The sequence below is a fragment of the Saliniradius amylolyticus genome, assembly GCF_003143555.1.
Lineage (GTDB): Bacteria > Pseudomonadota > Gammaproteobacteria > Enterobacterales > Alteromonadaceae > Saliniradius > Saliniradius amylolyticus.
This window is the reverse complement of sequence record NZ_CP029347.1, coordinates 1,594,652-1,611,132: the sequence shown is the minus strand read 5'-3', so window position 1 is coordinate 1,611,132 and position 16,481 is coordinate 1,594,652. Positions and strand designations below refer to the sequence as shown.

Here is a 16,481-nt window from a genome sequence, read left to right as displayed (position 1 = left end):
TTACTCCTCATAGCGACTGAATGCATTGTTATCGGGCCAGTGCAGGGGAATGCCCTGAACCTCCAGCAGCTGTTGTAGCTGTGTTACCTGCCTGGGATCACTGTGTATGTCGGCCGGTGTTTTTCCCTGGCTTATGCTGTAGGCGGCGATCAGTCCGGCCACTTCACCGACCAGCCATTCCACCGGATGTACCCGGGTCACGGCGCCTACCAGATGGGTGACGCTTAAGTTCTTACAGGCGGGTAACAGGTTGGTGATGGTTTTGGGGATAAAGATACCCAAGGGCAGTTCGAAGGGACGCACCCGGGCATTGGCCCCCATCTGAGAACGACAGGTGGGGTGGATATCCATATTATACAGCCCAATGCCTACTGAATTGGTTGCGCGTAACGGATTGCTATCGCTATTCCCATCGGCCTGAATGTCGCACAAGGTCAGGGTTTCCAGGCCCTTGATGCGTCTCGATTCGCGAATATAAAGCTGCTGTGCCAGGCCGTCTTCGGTGCCGGTCACGTCGGGCGCTAAACCCAGTTCGGGAAAGCCAAAACCGGCTTCGCATACCGAGTGGCGCGGTGCCTCATTTTGCAGCCAGTAGAGCAGACACAGGGATAACTGACGGGCGCGCTCTGCCAGTTCTTCTTCACTAAAATCTGGGTTATCCAGATAAGGTTCCAGCGCGTAATCGTTTTGCGCCCAGTTGATAAGACTCACATCCTGCTTGTCGCTGCGCCAGTTTTTCGCGGCGATAACCCGCCGGTAGCGCCACAGATCCAAGGTCTCGCCCTGACCAAAAAGTGGCAAGGTGATATGACCGAAAGGCTCACCACCGGGCAGCTTCTCACTGAAGATCGGATAGTCATAACCGGGCAGGTGATAGTCCCGCCAGAAGTCATAGGCAGGGGGTTTAGCAATAGCCGGTGCCTTGCCCGGGTATTTTCTTAGTGCCATCACCCAGGTCACCGGCTGCTGATCCATGGGATCAGCCGTCTCCGGAGTCTGCGGTTCGTTAAATTCGTCCCGGCTTTCCTTGCCCAGCGCATAGGGCATATTGGCCTGTTTCAGCAGCTCGCCGGTGTCCGTGGCATCTAAGTAAACATCGGCCATCAGGCTGACCGCTTTGCCTTGAGGGCACTGAACCTCGACGGCGGTGATGCGATCTTGCTGGCACTGGACCGAACTGAGTCGATGGCGCTCCAGTAACACCAGTAGTCCCTGTTCCACAAAGGGCTGAAGCAGGTCCCGGAAGTAGTCCTCGGCGACTTTAGGCTCGAAGCACAAACGGCTGACCCAACCATCGCCGGGGTTCAGTCCTTCGGTAAGGCTGCTGTTATCGACAAAATCCGGCTGCGCCTGGTAGTGCTCGCGAATGGCCTTGCGAAAGGCGTAATAGCTTTTTGAGGCGCCAAAAGATTCGATAAAGCGGTGTTCGTCGGGCGGTACGCCCTGGGATGTCATCTGTCCGCCCAGCCAGTGGTATTCGCTGACCAGAATCGTCTTAACGCCCTGACGACAGCTTTGCCAGGCGGCCATCACGCCGCCCAGGCTGGCCCCGATAACGGCGACCTGGGTTTGATAGCTGTTCATGACGTGGCTCCCTGCGCGATTTTGGTAACAAGGCCGATCTCGAAGCTGCGCTGCCAGGGCAGGTAGACATCATCCAGTTGAATATCCTCCAGGCCATGGTCGGCTAGCCACTGTCTGGCCACTGACAGGTAGGTCTTGCGCGCCAGTGCGGTTAATTCGCTGGCCGATTCTGTGCCGGTAAGCTGACGGCGAAGATGCTGGCGTAACCTTGCCTGATACAGATAATCGTCCAGCAGCCGAATGGCCAGCAGGTGGCGATTGGCGGCGGCATCAGGCTTTTTAGCCAGACATAACTGAGTCACTAAAAAGCCAATGCTGTTGCTGGCGGTATTCCAGGCGCCATAGGCGCTGAATTGATTAAGCTTGGCATCCAGAGCCTGAATAAGCTCAGGATCGCCGCCATTGGCATAGGCCAGATCCAACAAGCCCACCGGCTTATCGACGTTGGCAATACGCTCAAGCCACTCAGGATCATGAGGCAGGCTTTCGGGTAAGGGGTAGCCCAGCGCCCAGTCGCCCTGCTGGTGGCCCTGGCAGTGTACGGCGATAATGGCATCGGCATCGTCCGGGGATGATACGAGTTCTGCGCCTGCTGCGGCTATCTGGCCCTGGAGTGAGTCCACCACCGGACGATCTTCATAACGCGCCACCATCTGGCTCAGGCTGTCGGCATGATGAGGGTCGATAGCCAGTCTGGTTTTTTCGACCACACCAAGCTGCTGTAACTGACAGGCCAGTAAGGTGGCGGCGACTTCGTCGGCCCCGGCGTAAATGGCGACGTTTTGGCTAAGCCCTCGGCTTGCTACCTGCTGCTGCCAGTGGCGGCGCTCGGCAATATTAAAGCCGTATTCGGCGGTGTCATCCTGGGGCAGGATCAACCGGTCGATGATACCGTCGTCAACCCAATCCAGGATTTGTTCGGTGATCGCCAGATTACGCCTGCGCGTTGCCAGATAATCCTCACGGATGGCTTTGGGAATACGCGCCTTGGCCGCCTCGGCGCGGGTCTTATCTTCACTGTCGGCTAAGCAGTCGAAACGATCGCTGTAAAAGGACCACTCCCAGATATCGGTGCCATAATCGGCCCAATAGAGCTTTTCCTCTTCGTTTTCGTTGTTATTGGACATGCGCATGGTGGCGCAAAAGCCATACAAAGGCTTGTCGGGATAGTGCTGTTTTAAGTCTTTAAGCAATTCCAGCCACTCACGCAGGCTGTCCAGATCGTCCTCGATAAAGCGCGATGGCACCAAACCGCCATAGACCAGCATATCCAGCGACAGTATAAAGCCATCGGCCTTCGAGGCTTGCTGGTGGATCCATTGATGTAGCTGCTTACGATCGGCAGGTTCCCGGAAAAAGCCCAGCGCATCCACCTCGGGCAGCAGTAGCTCACAGTCAGCAGCCCTGGCAAGAAGGCCTAGCTGCTCACGGGTAACCGGACGGCCATCCACCGGCAGGGCGAGAATCGTGGCGCGCGTCATTGGTTGGCTCCTAATTTAAGGGTGAAGGTGGCAATCTGTTTTGGCTGGACCACCAGTGACAGTGGCAGAGGATCGCCGTTTAGATCGGTGCGGGTCACTGATTGAGTGCCAAAGTCGGCCTTAACCTCGGACTCCTGCGGGTTCCAAAGCCGCACTTCCAGATGGTCTTTAACACGGCGGCAGCTGGTGATCTGCAGCTCCGGGCTGTGTAGCTGGACCTGAGGCGCCTGATGCTCGCTGTGCCCCCGTAACACAGCCACCGGCTGACGGAACTGCCGGGCCTGATTGAGCAGTTTAGTGGGCGTGGGATCACCAGGCAGTAGCGCAAAGTGAAACTCATACTGGCCTAAACACTGAGCCTGGGGGGTAGCCAGATCGGGGCCTGCACCCTGACCCCGGGTGCTGAGGTCCCGGCGCGACAACCAGCCGACGCTGCGCAGTAAGGTTACCGCCAGGGTATCGCCGTGCTCATCACCGACCAGTTCAAATTCCTGCAGGCCACGCTGCATCACACCAAGGCGACCCGCCTTGATGGCCGAATAGCTGGGGTTCACCGCCACCGGGGTTTCCTGCATGCCGGAGACCGGCGCATCATCGAAATAGACCTTAGGCCGTTTGACCCAGTCAAAGGCGCTGTCGGCGTAAGAGTGCGCGACGCGCTCGCCAAGCGGCAGGTTGATACGAAGGCGCTGATCCTGAGCCCGGTTATGCCAACTTAGACTCACGTCGATATGCTGGCGGTCAGGCAGCAGGGTCAGGCAAAGCTGGCCTTGGCTGTCGACGGTCTTATCGTGGGCACCCTGGCGATCGTCGTTAAGGCTTGCCGGTTGGGTCAGTGTGATTTCCAGCACCAACTGCTGTAAACCATTGTCCCAGTGTCGACACTGACGCACTCGGGTAATTTGGCTATGGCGTAGCACCCCATCCACCGGCGAAAAATTATAGCTGTCCCCGGCGTCCAGTTCGGAGGTCAGGCTCAGCCAATTGTCGTAACGTTTCTGGCTTTGTTTGTCGGTAAACTGCAGCTTGCCATCTTGAGTCGGCTCGATTCGATAATACGCGTTTTCAAAGTAAGTCGTCTCAGTGTTCGTCGGGCCAGCAACGGATTGGCGGTCAGCCTCAACATTAAGCGGTTTTAATTCAAGGCCATCTAAGTCGGCCTTGAGTAATACCTGGTAACGAATACCTGACACCTGGTCGGGAAAGTCGTCAATTGGCGAGTGAAAATCCGCCGTTGGCTCGGAGCTTATTACCGTGCAGGGCAGGGTATTACCCTTATTGTCGGTAATGGTCAGCATCTGGGCCTCTTCACCGGCCAAAAACAGGCTCAGTGGTTGCCAGCCGCTGACCGGTTTGGGACTTGGATTAAATAGGCTGAACCGGCTGTCATCGGCAAAAGGATTGGATAAACCCTGCTCGCGGTGTTTGGTCATGCGGTTATTGGACAGCCCCAATGCCAGCTGGGCTTGCTTCTGCAAGGCATCCAGGCGCTGATTAAGCTGTTTAAAGCGCACCTGCATCTCTTCATGCACTTCATCCACGCTGCAGCCGCAGATAGAATCGTGGGCGTGCTGCTCAATAAGCAGCTTCCAGGTTTGCCTCAGATAGTGCTCCGGATAGCGGGCCAGAGGCGCAATAGCCAGCAGCGGCTCAATCAAGCCGGTGAGGCGGTCTTCAATGTGTTGGTTGGCCTGTTTCAGATACTGGCGGGTGGAGAGTACATCGGGCAGTACGAAAATATTGTCATTGCCTCTGAGCTCGCCGGTGAGTCGGCCTAACTGACCGCTGCTGCCTTTAAGCTCATTCACATAGTCTTCGAGGCGTTGCTGCTCGAGTTGGTAGGTGTTTTGACCTTGATTAAATTCCTGGATGCGCGTTTGCAAGCCTTCCCGGGTCAGCAGATGATCGCCCCCTTGGGTCAGTAGCAGACGCTGACCGGTGGAGCGCGTGGCAATTTTATCTAAGTAAGTGGTTAGGTTTCTCTGCCAGTTGTCGGTATTGAACGGGTGCTGGTAATAGCCCTCGGTAAGAAAGACGGTAAACACCTCGCTGCCATCGGCGGCCTGCCAGATCATTTCCGATTCGCTGTGATCGATGCCGCGCCAGGCCACCGCATTATCGATGCCAAAGCCTTTTAAAATCTGCGGCATCTGGGAGATGTGACCAAAGGTGTCGGGCAGATAGCCCACATTCTGACACTGGCCGAGTTCATCGGCACGCGTCCGGCCCAGTTCCAGGTTGCGGATCAGCGACTCACCGGCACAGAGAAATTCGTCGGCCATGATGTACCAGGGGCCGATGACGATCTTGCCCTGGCGTACATAGTCCTGAACCCGTGCGGCCAGCTCAGGCTCGGCGGCGGTATAAAAGTCGTCGATGGCCGATACCTGGCCGTCGAACAAAAAGCTTGTTAGTTCCCCGGCGTCCAGCTGTTCTACCACCTGCTCCATAACCTGTAGCAGGCGGGCCAGGAAGGTTTGGTGGGGATAATACCACTCCCGATCCCAATGGGTTTGTACAACAACGGCAACGGACTGACTCATCCTTTTACGCTCCCTTTCATGGCACCTTCGATAAAGTACTTCTGACTGAAAATAAATACGATCAATATGGGGACGATGGAGAAGATCGCGCCAGCGGCCACTAAGCGCCAATCCATGGAAAAAGTATTGGCCAGGCGATTCACGCCCAACGGCAGGGTGTAGTAGCCCGGATCATCCAGGATAATCAGGGGCCAGAGAAAGTCGCCCCATACGGCGATAAAGCTGAATACCGCCAGGGTTGCCAGCGACGGCTTCACCAGCGGCAGCAGAATATGCCACCAGATCTGCAAGCGGTTTAAGCCTTCCACCATGGCAGCTTCTTCCAGTGCCCGGGGAATGCCTAAGAAGGCTTGCCGCATTAAAAATACCCCAAAGGCACTGCAGGCATGGGGCAATATGAGCCCCAGGTAGGAGTTCTGCAGTCCCAGGGAAATGGCGATGCTGTAGACTGGGATCATCAGCAGCTGAAAGGGGATCATCATGGAGCTAAGTAGAACAATGAAGATCAGGTTCTTACCTTTAAACTCCATCCGGGCCAGCGGGTAAGCGGCCAGAGAAGCAAAAATAAGATTGGCAGTAACCGACAATATGGCCACCAGCACACTGTTTTTTAAATACAGCATAAAGGGCTGGCTCTCAATCACCCGCCAGAAGTTGTCCAGGGTTGGATCTTCTGGCAACAACGACGGCGGATACTGGAAGATATTTTCGTCACCGGATTTGAGAGCGGTGGACAGCAGCCATAGGAAAGGCCCTATGGTGACTACTGCCATCAATAGCAGGCCAAGGTAACGATTTAACACGGCAAACGCGGGGTGTTTCATTTGTCTTTCCTTAGCATAAACAGGTTAATCAGGGAAAAGCACAGCGTCATCAGGAATAACACCACACCGGCGGCGGAGGCATAGCCCATTTCAAACTCCTCAAAGGCGCTTTGGTAAATGAAGTACACCAGCGTCTTGGTGGCATCCAGCGGCCCACCCTGAGTCATCACATAGATCTCTTCAAATACTTTCATGGCAGCGATGGAGGACATCACACTGACCACGGCGATGGAGGGCTTTAACAGCGGAATGGTGATATACAGGGTCTGTTTAAACTTGGAGATGCCTTCTACCTCGGCGGCTTCATACAGATCTCGTGGGATGGATTGTAATCCTGCCAGGTAAATCACCATGTAATAGCCCATACCGGTCCAGATGGTTACCGCCATCACCGAAAACAGGGCGTTAGCCGGATCGGTGAGAAAGGCAACTGGATCATCGGTAATGCCGGTGGCCATCAGAAAATAATTAAGCAGCCCCTGCTCTTCGTACAACCATTTCCAGATGAGACCGGTAACCACCAGTGATGTGATTACCGGTAGATAGAAAATGGCCCTAAACAGTTTGATTCCCGGCAGCGAGCGGTTGACTAAAATGGCCAGGAAGATGGGCGCAATGACCAAGACCGGTACTACAATGACCAAATACAATAGAGTATTTTGCAGTGCATTCCAGAAGAAGGGATCTTCGGCCAGCTGAGCATAGTTATCCAATCCCACAAACCGGGATTCGGTGATCATATTGTAATCAGTCAGGCTGGCGGCGATCGCGTGCAACATCGGGTAGAGCACAAAGGCACCGATGATGGCACAGGCCGGAATTAGAAACAGGTATGGAGTCAGACTGTTACGATTCAACATGGCGAATTCCTATAGATTGCAATGCCAGCTTAGCCGCGCCGACGGCGCCAGCATCGTTGGCCAATTGGGCCACCTGCAGATTGATATCAAGATCACGCTGTTGCAGACGCTCCTGTACTTGTGACCACCAGTACTGGCGAGCGTCGATAAGACCGCCCCCAATAACAATGGCGTCGGGGTCCAACAGCCAGTACAGGTTTTCTATAGTAGCGGCCAGGTGCTGGCAAAACAGTTCGATGGCTTGAGAGGCCAAGTGGTTACCTTGATCCAGCGCTCTTGTCACTGCTTTGCCATCGGCAAAGAGCGCTTCAGAAGCTAACTGATTGGCAATAAAAGCAAGACCAGAGCCAGACACCAGCCTATCCAGGGTGAGCCACTCACTTGGTTTCCAGGGGTGGGGTAAACGCGTGCGGCCGATGTGTCCGGCGAGCTGGTGCCGGCCGTGAACGATCTGCCCTTGTTCTGCCAGTGCGCCACCCAAGCCGGTACCCAGGGTCAACATAAAACAGCGCCCCTGTTGTAAGGCGTTATTTGCCGATAATTCGCCCAGTAACGCCGCTTTGACATCATTGACGGCGACTGCGGGAATGTTAAAGGCCTTTTCTACCTCGGCGGTCAGGGGCGTGCCAGACCAGCCGGGAATGGCGTCGGTGGCATCTATCACAACGCCTGTGGCCGGGTCGATTATACCTGCACTGGAAATGCCAATGGCTTTAACAGGGGTTGAGGAGACGGCGAACAACTCAGTGAGGAGCTTATTAATGGCTTCCAGTACCGCCTCTCGACCCTCAGCGGCGTTGGCAGGCAACTGCTGCATATGAGAGGGCGTTAGGGCTTTATCAAAGCAAGCCCCCCGCACCTTGGTGCCGCCAATATCGATGCCAATAACCTGATTCACGAGCGATCTCCTAAAAACAGAGCCCAGGTATCGGCGGCTTGCTGTACCGCCTCATCCACCGAGAGCTTGCCCACCATGGCCGATTGCAGGTTGCGAACGAAGCTGTTTCTGAGTTTGCTGTATTTAGGCAGCGGTGGTACCAGTACGTGGCCTTCTAACACTTGCTCGGCAGATACGTAGCGCGCCTTCTCGAACAGGCTTTTGGGTGCCTGACTGTCTTTGGGTTGGAAAAAGTCAGACTGGTAACTGGCTTTTGTAGAGGGCAGTAAGGGCACTCGTTTAGCCAGTGCCATTTGATTTTCAGCATTGGTCACAAAGGCGGCAAATTCAAATGCGGCGTGTTTATGCCTGGAGAGCATGGGGACGGCCAGATTCATGGCGGCCACATTAAATCGACCCGATTGGGCTCCAAGCTGGGGAGCGACGTCTATCTGCTGGTAGAGATCCGGCGCATTGATCTTAATGGTGTTGAGGAACTGCATACCCGTGCTGATCATCGCCAGTTGTCCGGACTGAAACAGGTCTACGGCTTTATGATGTCCCTCGGTAAGGACATTCTTTGGGATCAGCTCTTGCTGATAGAGCTGACGATAGAGTTCGAAAAACTCGCGGCCTTGCCCGGTATTAAAACCTGCGGCAGTTTGACTATCATTGACCAGTTTGGCACCTGAGGTGACCAGATCTTCCAGTGGCTTACTGCCGTCCATAGCCGGGAAGTAGGTGTACTTGCCCAGCTTTTTCTTAATGGTTTTAGCCGCTTCCAGAATACCTTCATGGGTTTCGGGCACCGAGACGTCCGCTTGTTGCATCATTTGGCGGTTGTAAATAGTGATAGTGGTGGACAAATACCAGGGAATGGCAAACGTCTGGCCATGGTAACGATTCGCTTTCCAGATGGCGGGCAGAAAACGGTTGACCTGCGATTGGGTCAGGTAGTCTTCAGGATCTGCTAAAGCGCCATAGGAGGCGAGCTTTGAAGAAAACTGCGGGTTGAGGTTGACCACATCGGGGGCCGTCCTGGCCGCTACCGAGGCCAGCATTTTCTTTTCCATCTCCTTCCAGGGAACATCCACCCACTTTACCCGGATATCAGGGTGATCTGCTTCGAAGCGTTCAATGAGTCCGTTGACATATTCATCGTGAAAAGGGGAGAGCTGCATGGTCCAAAACTGGATCTGTACAGCACTTAAAGCGGGTCCGCTGCACAGTAACAATCCCATTATCAACGGGCGGCAGATTAAACGTAACGGGCGCATAGTTAACCCCATGAGAATGACTGACAACTGATTAACAATTTAGCCAATCTTTTTTTGCAAATCAAACCAATTGGTATATTATTTTTATCAGGGGCGACCTTAATGCCTGATTTGGTATACTTGTAGTCCAATTTTTTACAGGGTGAGACGCAGTGGCAAGAACAGCAAAACAACAGCGCTTATTGGCAGAGCTTATTCGGATTGCCGACAGACAGGCGCCCGGCACTCGTTTGCCCGCCGAACGGGAGCTAAGCGACACTTTGGGTGTTTCTCGGGATACTTTGCGAAGAGTCCTGAAAGAGGCAGAAAAGGACGGGCACGTTGAAATCCGCCAGGGAGCAGGTATTTTCATCCGGCCTAAGCCGCTCTCACAGAAACTGCGTCTGATGTCCTTCACGGAAGAAATGCGCCAGCGTGGCCTGACTCCATCCAGTGAGATGCTGTTTAACGATATGGTTCAGGCTGCGATTAAGGTGGCCAGAAAGCTCAATGTCCAGCCAGGTGCAGAGCTATTTCTTTTGCGTCGTTTGAGACTCGCCGATAATTCCCCTGTCGCTATAGAACGCGTCTACCTGCCCCGGGCTATTTTCCCACAGCTTCAAACCAAGCAACTGGCCAGCGGCTCTTTATATGAACTGCTGTATGAGCAATATGAAACCCTGGCCCATAGCGCCAGACAGAGTATTGAGGCAACGGTGGTTACCGAAGAGGAAGCCGAGCTCTTACAAATTCCGCCATTCAGCCCTGCGTTGCTGGTGGAGCGTACGGTCAGTGATGAACAGGGACGTACTATTGAATACGCCAAGAGCATTTACCGGGCCGATAAGTACCGCTTCGATGTGGCTGTAGAGCGCAGTGGCACTCAGATTGCCACCGTTTATGAACAGTAAAGGAGATGTCATGCAGGTACGGGATGAGAAACTGAGCGGGGGGCTTATCGTATCCTGTCAGCCAGTGGACAATGGTCCCATGGATAATGACGATGTGGTCAAGCGTCTGGCTCAGGCGGCTATTGCCGGTGGTGCCGACGGGGTTCGTATCGAGAATGCCCGCCGTGTGGCTCAGGTGCGAGAGGCTATGCCTGAAGCGCTTATTATCGGTATTGTGAAGCGCGATTTGGATGACAGCCCGGTGCGGATAACGCCATACTTAGAGGATGTGGCAGCACTGGCAACGGCAGGCGCCGATGTGATCGCTGTGGACGCGACAGACCGTGACCGCCCAGTGCCGGTAAAGGATTTGATAGAAGCGATTAAGCAGCAGGGCAAATGGGCAATGGCTGACTGCTCTTGCCTGTCAGATGCCTTAAGTGCGATGTCTTATGGCGCCGATATTGTCGGTTCGACGCTCTCCGGTTACACAGGCGGCCCTCCCCCCACAGAGCCTGATTACAAGCTTCTGGAACAGTTGGTCAGTCATTGTCCTAAAGTGATGGCAGAAGGGCGTTTCAATACCCCGCAGGACTGCGCAAAGGCGCGCTCATTAGGCGCATGGGCAGTGACAGTCGGAACGGCGATTACCCGTACCGAGGTGGTTACAGGCTGGTTTGCTGACGCCTTGAATACCGACTGGCCATCGCGTTAATTCCTTGCCGTTTTCTGCACAAACTTGTGCAGTGATAAAGTGCAATCTAGTATTAGTTAAGGTTGGCAACACTGGGTGTGTTGCTGTTCCTGTTCGGCGTGCCAGTTTGGTAGACAGGAGTAAGACAAGAGGGTCCTTAGAAGGAGAAACAGCACCAAATTCGCATTTTTCCAAGTCTTAACGCTCAGATTTCGCCACAGTTAACTTATGAATAAACTTCCTGAGGATGAGTTCGCCCAAGAGCTCGAAGAACTGAGAAGCAAAAGCCAACACCTTTTCAAACTTGAAAGCCGTTTGGAGGAGCTTGAGAAGCGTTGTAGTGAGTACAAAGACAGTTCAGATAAGCTCAGGGAAGAAGTCGGTATCTACCAAAAATTACTGGATGAGTGGGACTGGTTCTTTCAGCACTCCAGCGAAATGCTGTGTATCGCAACGAAGCAAGGGTACTTTAGGCGAGTAAACCCTGCTTTTGTCAAAGCGCTTGGATACTCTGAGAAGGAGTTGCTTTCCCGTCCCATTATAGATTTTGTTCACCCAGACGATCGCGAGAAGACACAAAAAGAGTATGAAAAGCTGATTAATGGAAATCAGGATGCGGTTGATTTCAGGAATCGATACCGGCATGCGGATGGCAGTTGGCATCATATTGCGTGGGTCTGTCCGTCATTAACTCCGGGGGTCAACAATCTCTATGCGATCGCCAGGGACATCACTGAACAACTAAAGCATGACGAACAAATATTATATAAGGCCATGCATGATCCATTGACCGGGCTTTACAACCGGGCAGCCTTCTCGGAGATGCTGGACAGAGCGATGGCCCGGGCAGATCGCCACAATGAAGGGGTAGTGGCCCTCTATCTGGTGGATTTAAACCGGTTTAAAGAGATTAACGATACCTACGGTCACTCCGTAGGGGATGAAGTTCTGACTCAGGTCGCCCAGCGCTTTGCCAACGTCAACCGAAAGAGTGAGTCAGTGTTTCGGTTGGGCGGGGATGAATTTGCGTTTTTGCTGGAGGATATCGCACCGGTTGAAGTGAAGCCGCTGGCACAGCGCATAGTGAAGTCTATTGAGTCACCTATTGCACTGAGTGATGGTGCATTTTCGCTTACCGTCGGGTGTAGTATTGGCGTTTCTTTTTATCCAAATAGCGCCACGGAAGTGAAAAAACTCATCGACCAGGCTGATGCGGCCATGTACAGGGTAAAGCGGGCATCCAAGAACGGTTTTGAGATTTTTCACCAGCCATAAACAGTATTCTTTCAGACGCTAATAAAACAGGCCAAATTCCGGCCTGTTTATGTGTAAGCCGTTTGTCTCAATTGGCTTCTAAGATCAGTTGTTGATTGGTGGTAATCAGTCCAGGTACATAAAGCTCAAGGTTAATGTTACGACTACCATTGGCCGGAATAGTATAGGTATCAATCACGGCGGAGGGGGAGCTCGGTGTGGTAAACAGATCCACCAGGCTCCCGTTAACCAGAGCCGGACTGTTCCAGGTAAAAGACACCGGGCTATTGGTTACATTCGAACCAAACCTAAAGGTGACTGAGCGATCGACGGAGTTATTATTAATCAAATGCAGCGTTACATTGTAATGGTGACCATAGTTACCATGAGTCTGTGCTGAGGAGTCAGATAGGTTCATGATTGCATCAGAGGTCTGATCCTGCAGATAGGTATAGATTTTATTGGTACTATTAAAGTTAAAGCCGATATAGCCCTGATTGTCTGGCAGCACGATGCTCTGGACACTTTTCACTCCGGAGCCGCTATAAATTCCCGCTTCACGACCAAATTTATCAACGTCAGGCTCGGCGATAAAACCTGGTGCCACATTGCCCTGAGACAGGTTAATGGCGTCGCTGCTGCTCCCTGTATTGGTCGCAACGGTGTACAGGTAAACCCCTTCATCGGAACAGATTTCATAGCGTCCATCGATCATACTATCCAGCTTAATCCTAACCAGCTCTTGGGCCGTATAAGGCGATACGATTCGTTGGATGTTGGTACGAGGTGTGTCATACAGCCAGTCATAGGCGACCTGATAATTAAGACCAGTGCCTTTGCCATATAAGGGCTTTTCGGTGTTGTTATACATAGAACCCGACAAGGTGACTGAAGCAGATACGTCATTCGGGTTGGATGCTAATAAGTGTACATATTTATCCGAACCGGATTTGTTGATGTGAAATAAATAGATATCGTTACAGCCTTGTAAAGGCGTGGATTGACCACCACGGGCGCCATCGGTACGACTGCTTTGCATCATCCAACCAGTGCCCTCTATGGCTTCTGGATTATTACTCTTCCAGATGGTTTTTTCGTCTACTTTTATTGATAAATTCCGCAGGAGAGTCCAATCCACAATATCACTGTTTAATGCCCCGGATTGCCAGTCTGCTGCAACCGTGCAGGGCGCATCGTTAACGATCACTGTACGGCTGTTGCCTTCCCAGCTGGTATCCGCGCCGGTCGCCTCTGATATAAAGGCAACAGGAACCATCGTTCGATTATAGGGCGTGGCGATAAAAGGGGCGGCATCCAGAGTCGTGCTTTGACCATCCACATAGGCGGTTGTACTCCCAATCCATAATTCAATGACTGTTCCGTCCTTGGTGCCGGTAATCTTTTGGGTTTCACCGTCCCAGGTTAAAGCAATCCCCATCGCCGTAAAAAGGGTGTTTAGCTCGACGAAGGTCCGTCCCTCAACGATTAACGGTGGTACTTCGAACGTCGGATAGCCGCAATTGTAATTTACATAGACCTCGTCCTGATTAGCGAGAATCGCATCGGCGTCACGGTAGTCCTGGGCTTGTAACGTGCTGGTAAAGAGCGCAGCAAGACAACAAAGGGTTGGAATTATTTTCATTGTATACCTTAGGTTGTGGTGGGTTTATGGCTAAATATTGCACAACTTCGGTATAAATCAATCCAATTGGACTTGTATTTGTAAATATCGGACCTACAGGTAGAAGCCCTGTGCCGTACAACCTAATCAGCACAGGGGATCCAGGGAAAGCATTACAGCTTGATAAAGATGCGTTTCTGGTAAAGCCAATGAGATAGGGTGTAGAACAGACCAACCGCGATGAGTGCAAACAACAACGAGGCGTTCTTGGCACTCATAACGTGATTGAAGCCATCAAAGATCCATTGATAGGCATTGGTAGTCTGTCCGTTAATGTCGAAGCGAATCAATTGAGCCAGACTAGCGGCATAAATCCATGAGAGTACATAGATAAACAGCGGGTTTGTGCCATAAATTGCCATCCAACCAAAGCCTTTTTGCCATCCTTTGATATCGTAGGCATAGATAATCAGGCTGAGTAAGAGCCAGGCGCAACCGGCTGTGACCAGTACATAAGAACCAGTCCAGAGCGCTTTGTTAACCGGCTGTGCCAGCGACCAGATCAGGCCTGCTGAGATGGACAGAGAAGCCCAGACTAGTAAGCGGCGACACTTATGCAATGGCTCACTCAAACGCGCCAGCTCAGAGCTGGTAAAGTAACCCGCAAGCACGGTAACCACGGCGGGTAGGGTACTGAGCAATCCTTCGGGATCGAAAGGCAGCCCGAAGCCTTGGTACATATGTCCACTACCCAGTAAAGTAAGATCTACAGTGCGCACCAGGTTGGTCTGAAGCTGCCAGGGCGCATCGACGGTTAACATGAGTCCCCAGTAGGCCAGCAAGATAAGACCCGCGGATACGTATAGCTGACGTTTAGACAGTGTCAGAATCAGTATGGATGCCACGCAATAACACAGGGCAATTCGCTGTAACACCCCCATAATCCGCCATTCATCCGGTGAGTGGGTAAAAGGATAGGCATTGAGCCCCACACCAATAAGAAACAGCAGCGCGGTTCGCTTGCCGATCTTGCCCCAGGGAATGCTCCGGCCCTGAAACTTACTCATGGAATGGAACATGGCTGCGCCCACCACGAATAAGAAGAAAGGAAAGATCAGATCCGTGGGAGTCATACCATGCCAGGCGGCGTGTTTTAGCGGAGCATAAATATGGCTCCACGAACCAGGGGTATTAACCAGTATCATCGCGGCCAGGGTCAGGCCGCGAAAGATATCTAAGCTGACTTCACGTTTCATGACTTCCACTGACGTTTTTTATGACCCGACAACGCGAAGTGCAGAATGTAAAGGTAGCAGGGGATCATCATCAGGTAAGCTTGCTGATTGGTAAAGAGATCGGCAAACAAGCCGTAAATCATGGGGATCACTGCACCACCGGCGATTCCCATAATCAGCAATGCCGAGCCTTTGGCGGTGAATTTGCCCAGGTTGGCTAATGCCAGTGGCCATATTGCGGGCCATACCATGGCATTGGCAAAGCCCAACAGTGCCACATAGGCTACGGTGTTCGGCATTTCAGGGAAGCCCAGCCAGCCCCAGGCAACCGCCGACACCGCCGTGCTTTCATGGCTGGAGAAGACCACCGCGAGTGACAGAATGATTCCCAGTACAGCGGAGAACGTCAACGCCTGATCCTGTTTGATCACTCTTGGGATCAATGCCAATCCCAGCAGATACCCTAGTACCATAAAGGCCATGGTATAGCTGGTCAGGGAGGTGGCATTCGCGACGCCCAGTTTGGATCCAAACAGACCGATAGTATCACCGGCGATCACTTCCACGCCCACGTAGAAGAACAAGGCAATGGCACCCAGAATTAGGTGGGGGAACTGAGTTACCGACGTCTTGGCATCGCCCTCAGCCAGATCGGCCAAAGAGTCATCGTCTTCAAATTCGATATCCGGTAGCGGCGAATACAGCAGGCCTACCATGAGTACGACCAAAGCTATCGCCATCCCTAGGTAAGGCATCACCAGCGCATTCGACAGCGCTTCGATTTGTGCTGCTTTTTCGGCGGCACCTAAGACTTCTACGGTTTTGGCGGTGACGCCCTCGAAATCGCCCATAACCAAGGCCGTGAATACGATAGGAGCAGCCACGCCGGCCCCTTTATTAAGCAGGCCCATTATGGAAATTCGGGCCGCCGCACTTTCCTGAGGACCGATATGCACGATATAGGGGTTGGAGGCCGTTTGCAGTATGGTCAGGCCTGTGCCCACTACGAACTGCGCCAGTAAGAACACCACAAATTGCTGGGAGTAGGCCGCCGGAATAAACACCAGGCTGCCCACGGCAATCAGGAGAAGACCCAGTGCCATGCCTTTCTTATACCCGGTACGTTCCAGAATAAAGGCCATAGGCAGTGCCATCACCGTGTAGGCGATGTAAAACGCAAATGCGATGAACAGTGCCTGAGTCTCGTTCAATTCACAGACGATCTGTAAAAACGGGATCAGGGCGCCGTTCAGCCAGGTAACAAAGCCGAAGATAAAAAATAGGGTACCGATGATCATCATGGGTACCACAGAACTGCGGTATTGAGGCTGGTCAGACATAGTGGTCTCCATCAGGTTGTCC

The 16,481-nt window shown here is 52.9% G+C and carries 13 protein-coding genes; 3 read left to right on the top strand and 10 right to left on the bottom strand.

Annotated features, from left to right (window positions below; translation table 11 throughout):
* Genes HMF8227_RS07535 through HMF8227_RS07505 form a run of 7 tightly spaced genes read right to left on the bottom strand, consistent with a single transcriptional unit; the run spans position 1 to position 9,446 of the window.
* On the bottom strand, positions 1 to 1,584 hold the full coding sequence (locus tag HMF8227_RS07535; protein ID WP_109339599.1) for an FAD-dependent oxidoreductase: 1,584 nt from the start codon (positions 1,582 to 1,584) through the stop codon (positions 1 to 3).
* Complete coding sequence (locus tag HMF8227_RS07530) at positions 1,581 to 3,065, bottom strand: DUF4127 family protein (protein WP_109339598.1); 1,485 nt, start codon at positions 3,063 to 3,065, stop codon at positions 1,581 to 1,583. The genes HMF8227_RS07535 and HMF8227_RS07530 overlap by 4 nt, the downstream gene beginning before the upstream one ends.
* The gene (locus tag HMF8227_RS07525; RefSeq protein ID WP_109339597.1) at positions 3,062 to 5,608 is read right to left on the bottom strand and encodes a glycoside hydrolase family 38 N-terminal domain-containing protein; all 2,547 of its coding nucleotides are present in this window, start codon (positions 5,606 to 5,608) and stop codon (positions 3,062 to 3,064) included. The genes HMF8227_RS07530 and HMF8227_RS07525 overlap by 4 nt, the downstream gene beginning before the upstream one ends.
* Positions 5,605 to 6,432, bottom strand: coding sequence for a carbohydrate ABC transporter permease (locus tag HMF8227_RS07520; protein ID WP_109339596.1), 828 nt, complete (start codon positions 6,430 to 6,432; stop codon positions 5,605 to 5,607). Before HMF8227_RS07520 ends, HMF8227_RS07525 begins: the two co-directional genes overlap by 4 nt.
* Positions 6,429 to 7,292 (bottom strand): carbohydrate ABC transporter permease, encoded by an 864-nt coding sequence (locus HMF8227_RS07515; protein WP_109339595.1) that lies wholly within the window; start codon positions 7,290 to 7,292, stop codon positions 6,429 to 6,431. Before HMF8227_RS07515 ends, HMF8227_RS07520 begins: the two co-directional genes overlap by 4 nt.
* On the bottom strand, positions 7,279 to 8,190 hold the full coding sequence (locus HMF8227_RS07510) for an ROK family protein (RefSeq protein ID WP_162558544.1): 912 nt from the start codon (positions 8,188 to 8,190) through the stop codon (positions 7,279 to 7,281). Before HMF8227_RS07510 ends, HMF8227_RS07515 begins: the two co-directional genes overlap by 14 nt.
* Positions 8,187 to 9,446 carry an ABC transporter substrate-binding protein gene (locus HMF8227_RS07505; RefSeq protein ID WP_162558543.1) on the bottom strand — a complete coding sequence of 420 codons (1,260 nt, stop codon included), beginning with the start codon at positions 9,444 to 9,446 and terminating at the stop codon, positions 8,187 to 8,189. The genes HMF8227_RS07510 and HMF8227_RS07505 overlap by 4 nt, the downstream gene beginning before the upstream one ends.
* A 152-nt stretch (positions 9,447 to 9,598) precedes the next feature.
* On the opposite strand from HMF8227_RS07505, the gene HMF8227_RS07500 reads away from it, so the two are divergent.
* The 3 genes from HMF8227_RS07500 to HMF8227_RS07490 all read left to right on the top strand — a co-directional run bounded on the left by HMF8227_RS07500 (position 9,599) and on the right by HMF8227_RS07490 (position 12,284).
* Entirely contained in the window at positions 9,599 to 10,336 is a 738-nt protein-coding gene (locus HMF8227_RS07500) for a GntR family transcriptional regulator (RefSeq protein WP_109339592.1), read from the top strand.
* Between the two features lie 10 nt (positions 10,337 to 10,346).
* Positions 10,347 to 11,030, top strand: coding sequence for an N-acetylmannosamine-6-phosphate 2-epimerase (locus tag HMF8227_RS07495; RefSeq protein ID WP_204101042.1), 684 nt, complete (start codon positions 10,347 to 10,349; stop codon positions 11,028 to 11,030).
* Positions 11,031 to 11,237: 207 nt separating this feature from the next.
* Positions 11,238 to 12,284 carry a sensor domain-containing diguanylate cyclase gene (locus HMF8227_RS07490; RefSeq protein ID WP_109339590.1) on the top strand — a complete coding sequence of 349 codons (1,047 nt, stop codon included), beginning with the start codon at positions 11,238 to 11,240 and terminating at the stop codon, positions 12,282 to 12,284.
* A gap of 67 nt (positions 12,285 to 12,351) precedes the next feature.
* On the opposite strand, the gene HMF8227_RS07485 is transcribed toward HMF8227_RS07490, so the two are convergent.
* The 3 genes from HMF8227_RS07485 to HMF8227_RS07475 all read right to left on the bottom strand — a co-directional run bounded on the left by HMF8227_RS07485 (position 12,352) and on the right by HMF8227_RS07475 (position 16,471).
* Complete coding sequence (locus HMF8227_RS07485) at positions 12,352 to 13,905, bottom strand: DUF3370 family protein (protein WP_109339589.1); 1,554 nt, start codon at positions 13,903 to 13,905, stop codon at positions 12,352 to 12,354.
* Between the two features lie 152 nt (positions 13,906 to 14,057).
* Entirely contained in the window at positions 14,058 to 15,140 is a 1,083-nt protein-coding gene (locus HMF8227_RS07480) for an acyltransferase family protein (protein WP_109339588.1), read from the bottom strand.
* Positions 15,137 to 16,471: a sugar MFS transporter gene (locus HMF8227_RS07475; RefSeq protein WP_109339587.1), complete on the bottom strand. Its 1,335-nt coding sequence runs from the start codon at positions 16,469 to 16,471 to the stop codon at positions 15,137 to 15,139. The genes HMF8227_RS07480 and HMF8227_RS07475 overlap by 4 nt, the downstream gene beginning before the upstream one ends.
* Positions 16,472 to 16,481: the final 10 nt, after the last annotated feature.

What these genes read in the sequence shown, in the direction of transcription:
- HMF8227_RS07480 (WP_109339588.1), bottom strand. Translation starts at nt 15,140, where the DNA reads ATGAAACGTGAAGTCAGCTTAGATATCTTTCGCGGCCTGACCCTGGCC.
- HMF8227_RS07485 (WP_109339589.1), bottom strand. Translation starts at nt 13,905, where the DNA reads ATGAAAATAATTCCAACCCTTTGTTGTCTTGCTGCGCTCTTTACCAGC.
- HMF8227_RS07490 (WP_109339590.1), top strand. Translation starts at nt 11,238, where the DNA reads ATGAATAAACTTCCTGAGGATGAGTTCGCCCAAGAGCTCGAAGAACTG.
- HMF8227_RS07525 (WP_109339597.1), bottom strand. Translation starts at nt 5,608, where the DNA reads ATGAGTCAGTCCGTTGCCGTTGTTGTACAAACCCATTGGGATCGGGAG.
- HMF8227_RS07495 (WP_204101042.1), top strand. Translation starts at nt 10,347, where the DNA reads ATGCAGGTACGGGATGAGAAACTGAGCGGGGGGCTTATCGTATCCTGT.
- HMF8227_RS07535 (WP_109339599.1), bottom strand. Translation starts at nt 1,584, where the DNA reads ATGAACAGCTATCAAACCCAGGTCGCCGTTATCGGGGCCAGCCTGGGC.
- HMF8227_RS07505 (WP_162558543.1), bottom strand. Translation starts at nt 9,446, where the DNA reads ATGCGCCCGTTACGTTTAATCTGCCGCCCGTTGATAATGGGATTGTTA.
- HMF8227_RS07530 (WP_109339598.1), bottom strand. Translation starts at nt 3,065, where the DNA reads ATGACGCGCGCCACGATTCTCGCCCTGCCGGTGGATGGCCGTCCGGTT.
- HMF8227_RS07475 (WP_109339587.1), bottom strand. Translation starts at nt 16,471, where the DNA reads ATGGAGACCACTATGTCTGACCAGCCTCAATACCGCAGTTCTGTGGTA.
- HMF8227_RS07515 (WP_109339595.1), bottom strand. Translation starts at nt 7,292, where the DNA reads ATGTTGAATCGTAACAGTCTGACTCCATACCTGTTTCTAATTCCGGCC.
- HMF8227_RS07520 (WP_109339596.1), bottom strand. Translation starts at nt 6,432, where the DNA reads ATGAAACACCCCGCGTTTGCCGTGTTAAATCGTTACCTTGGCCTGCTA.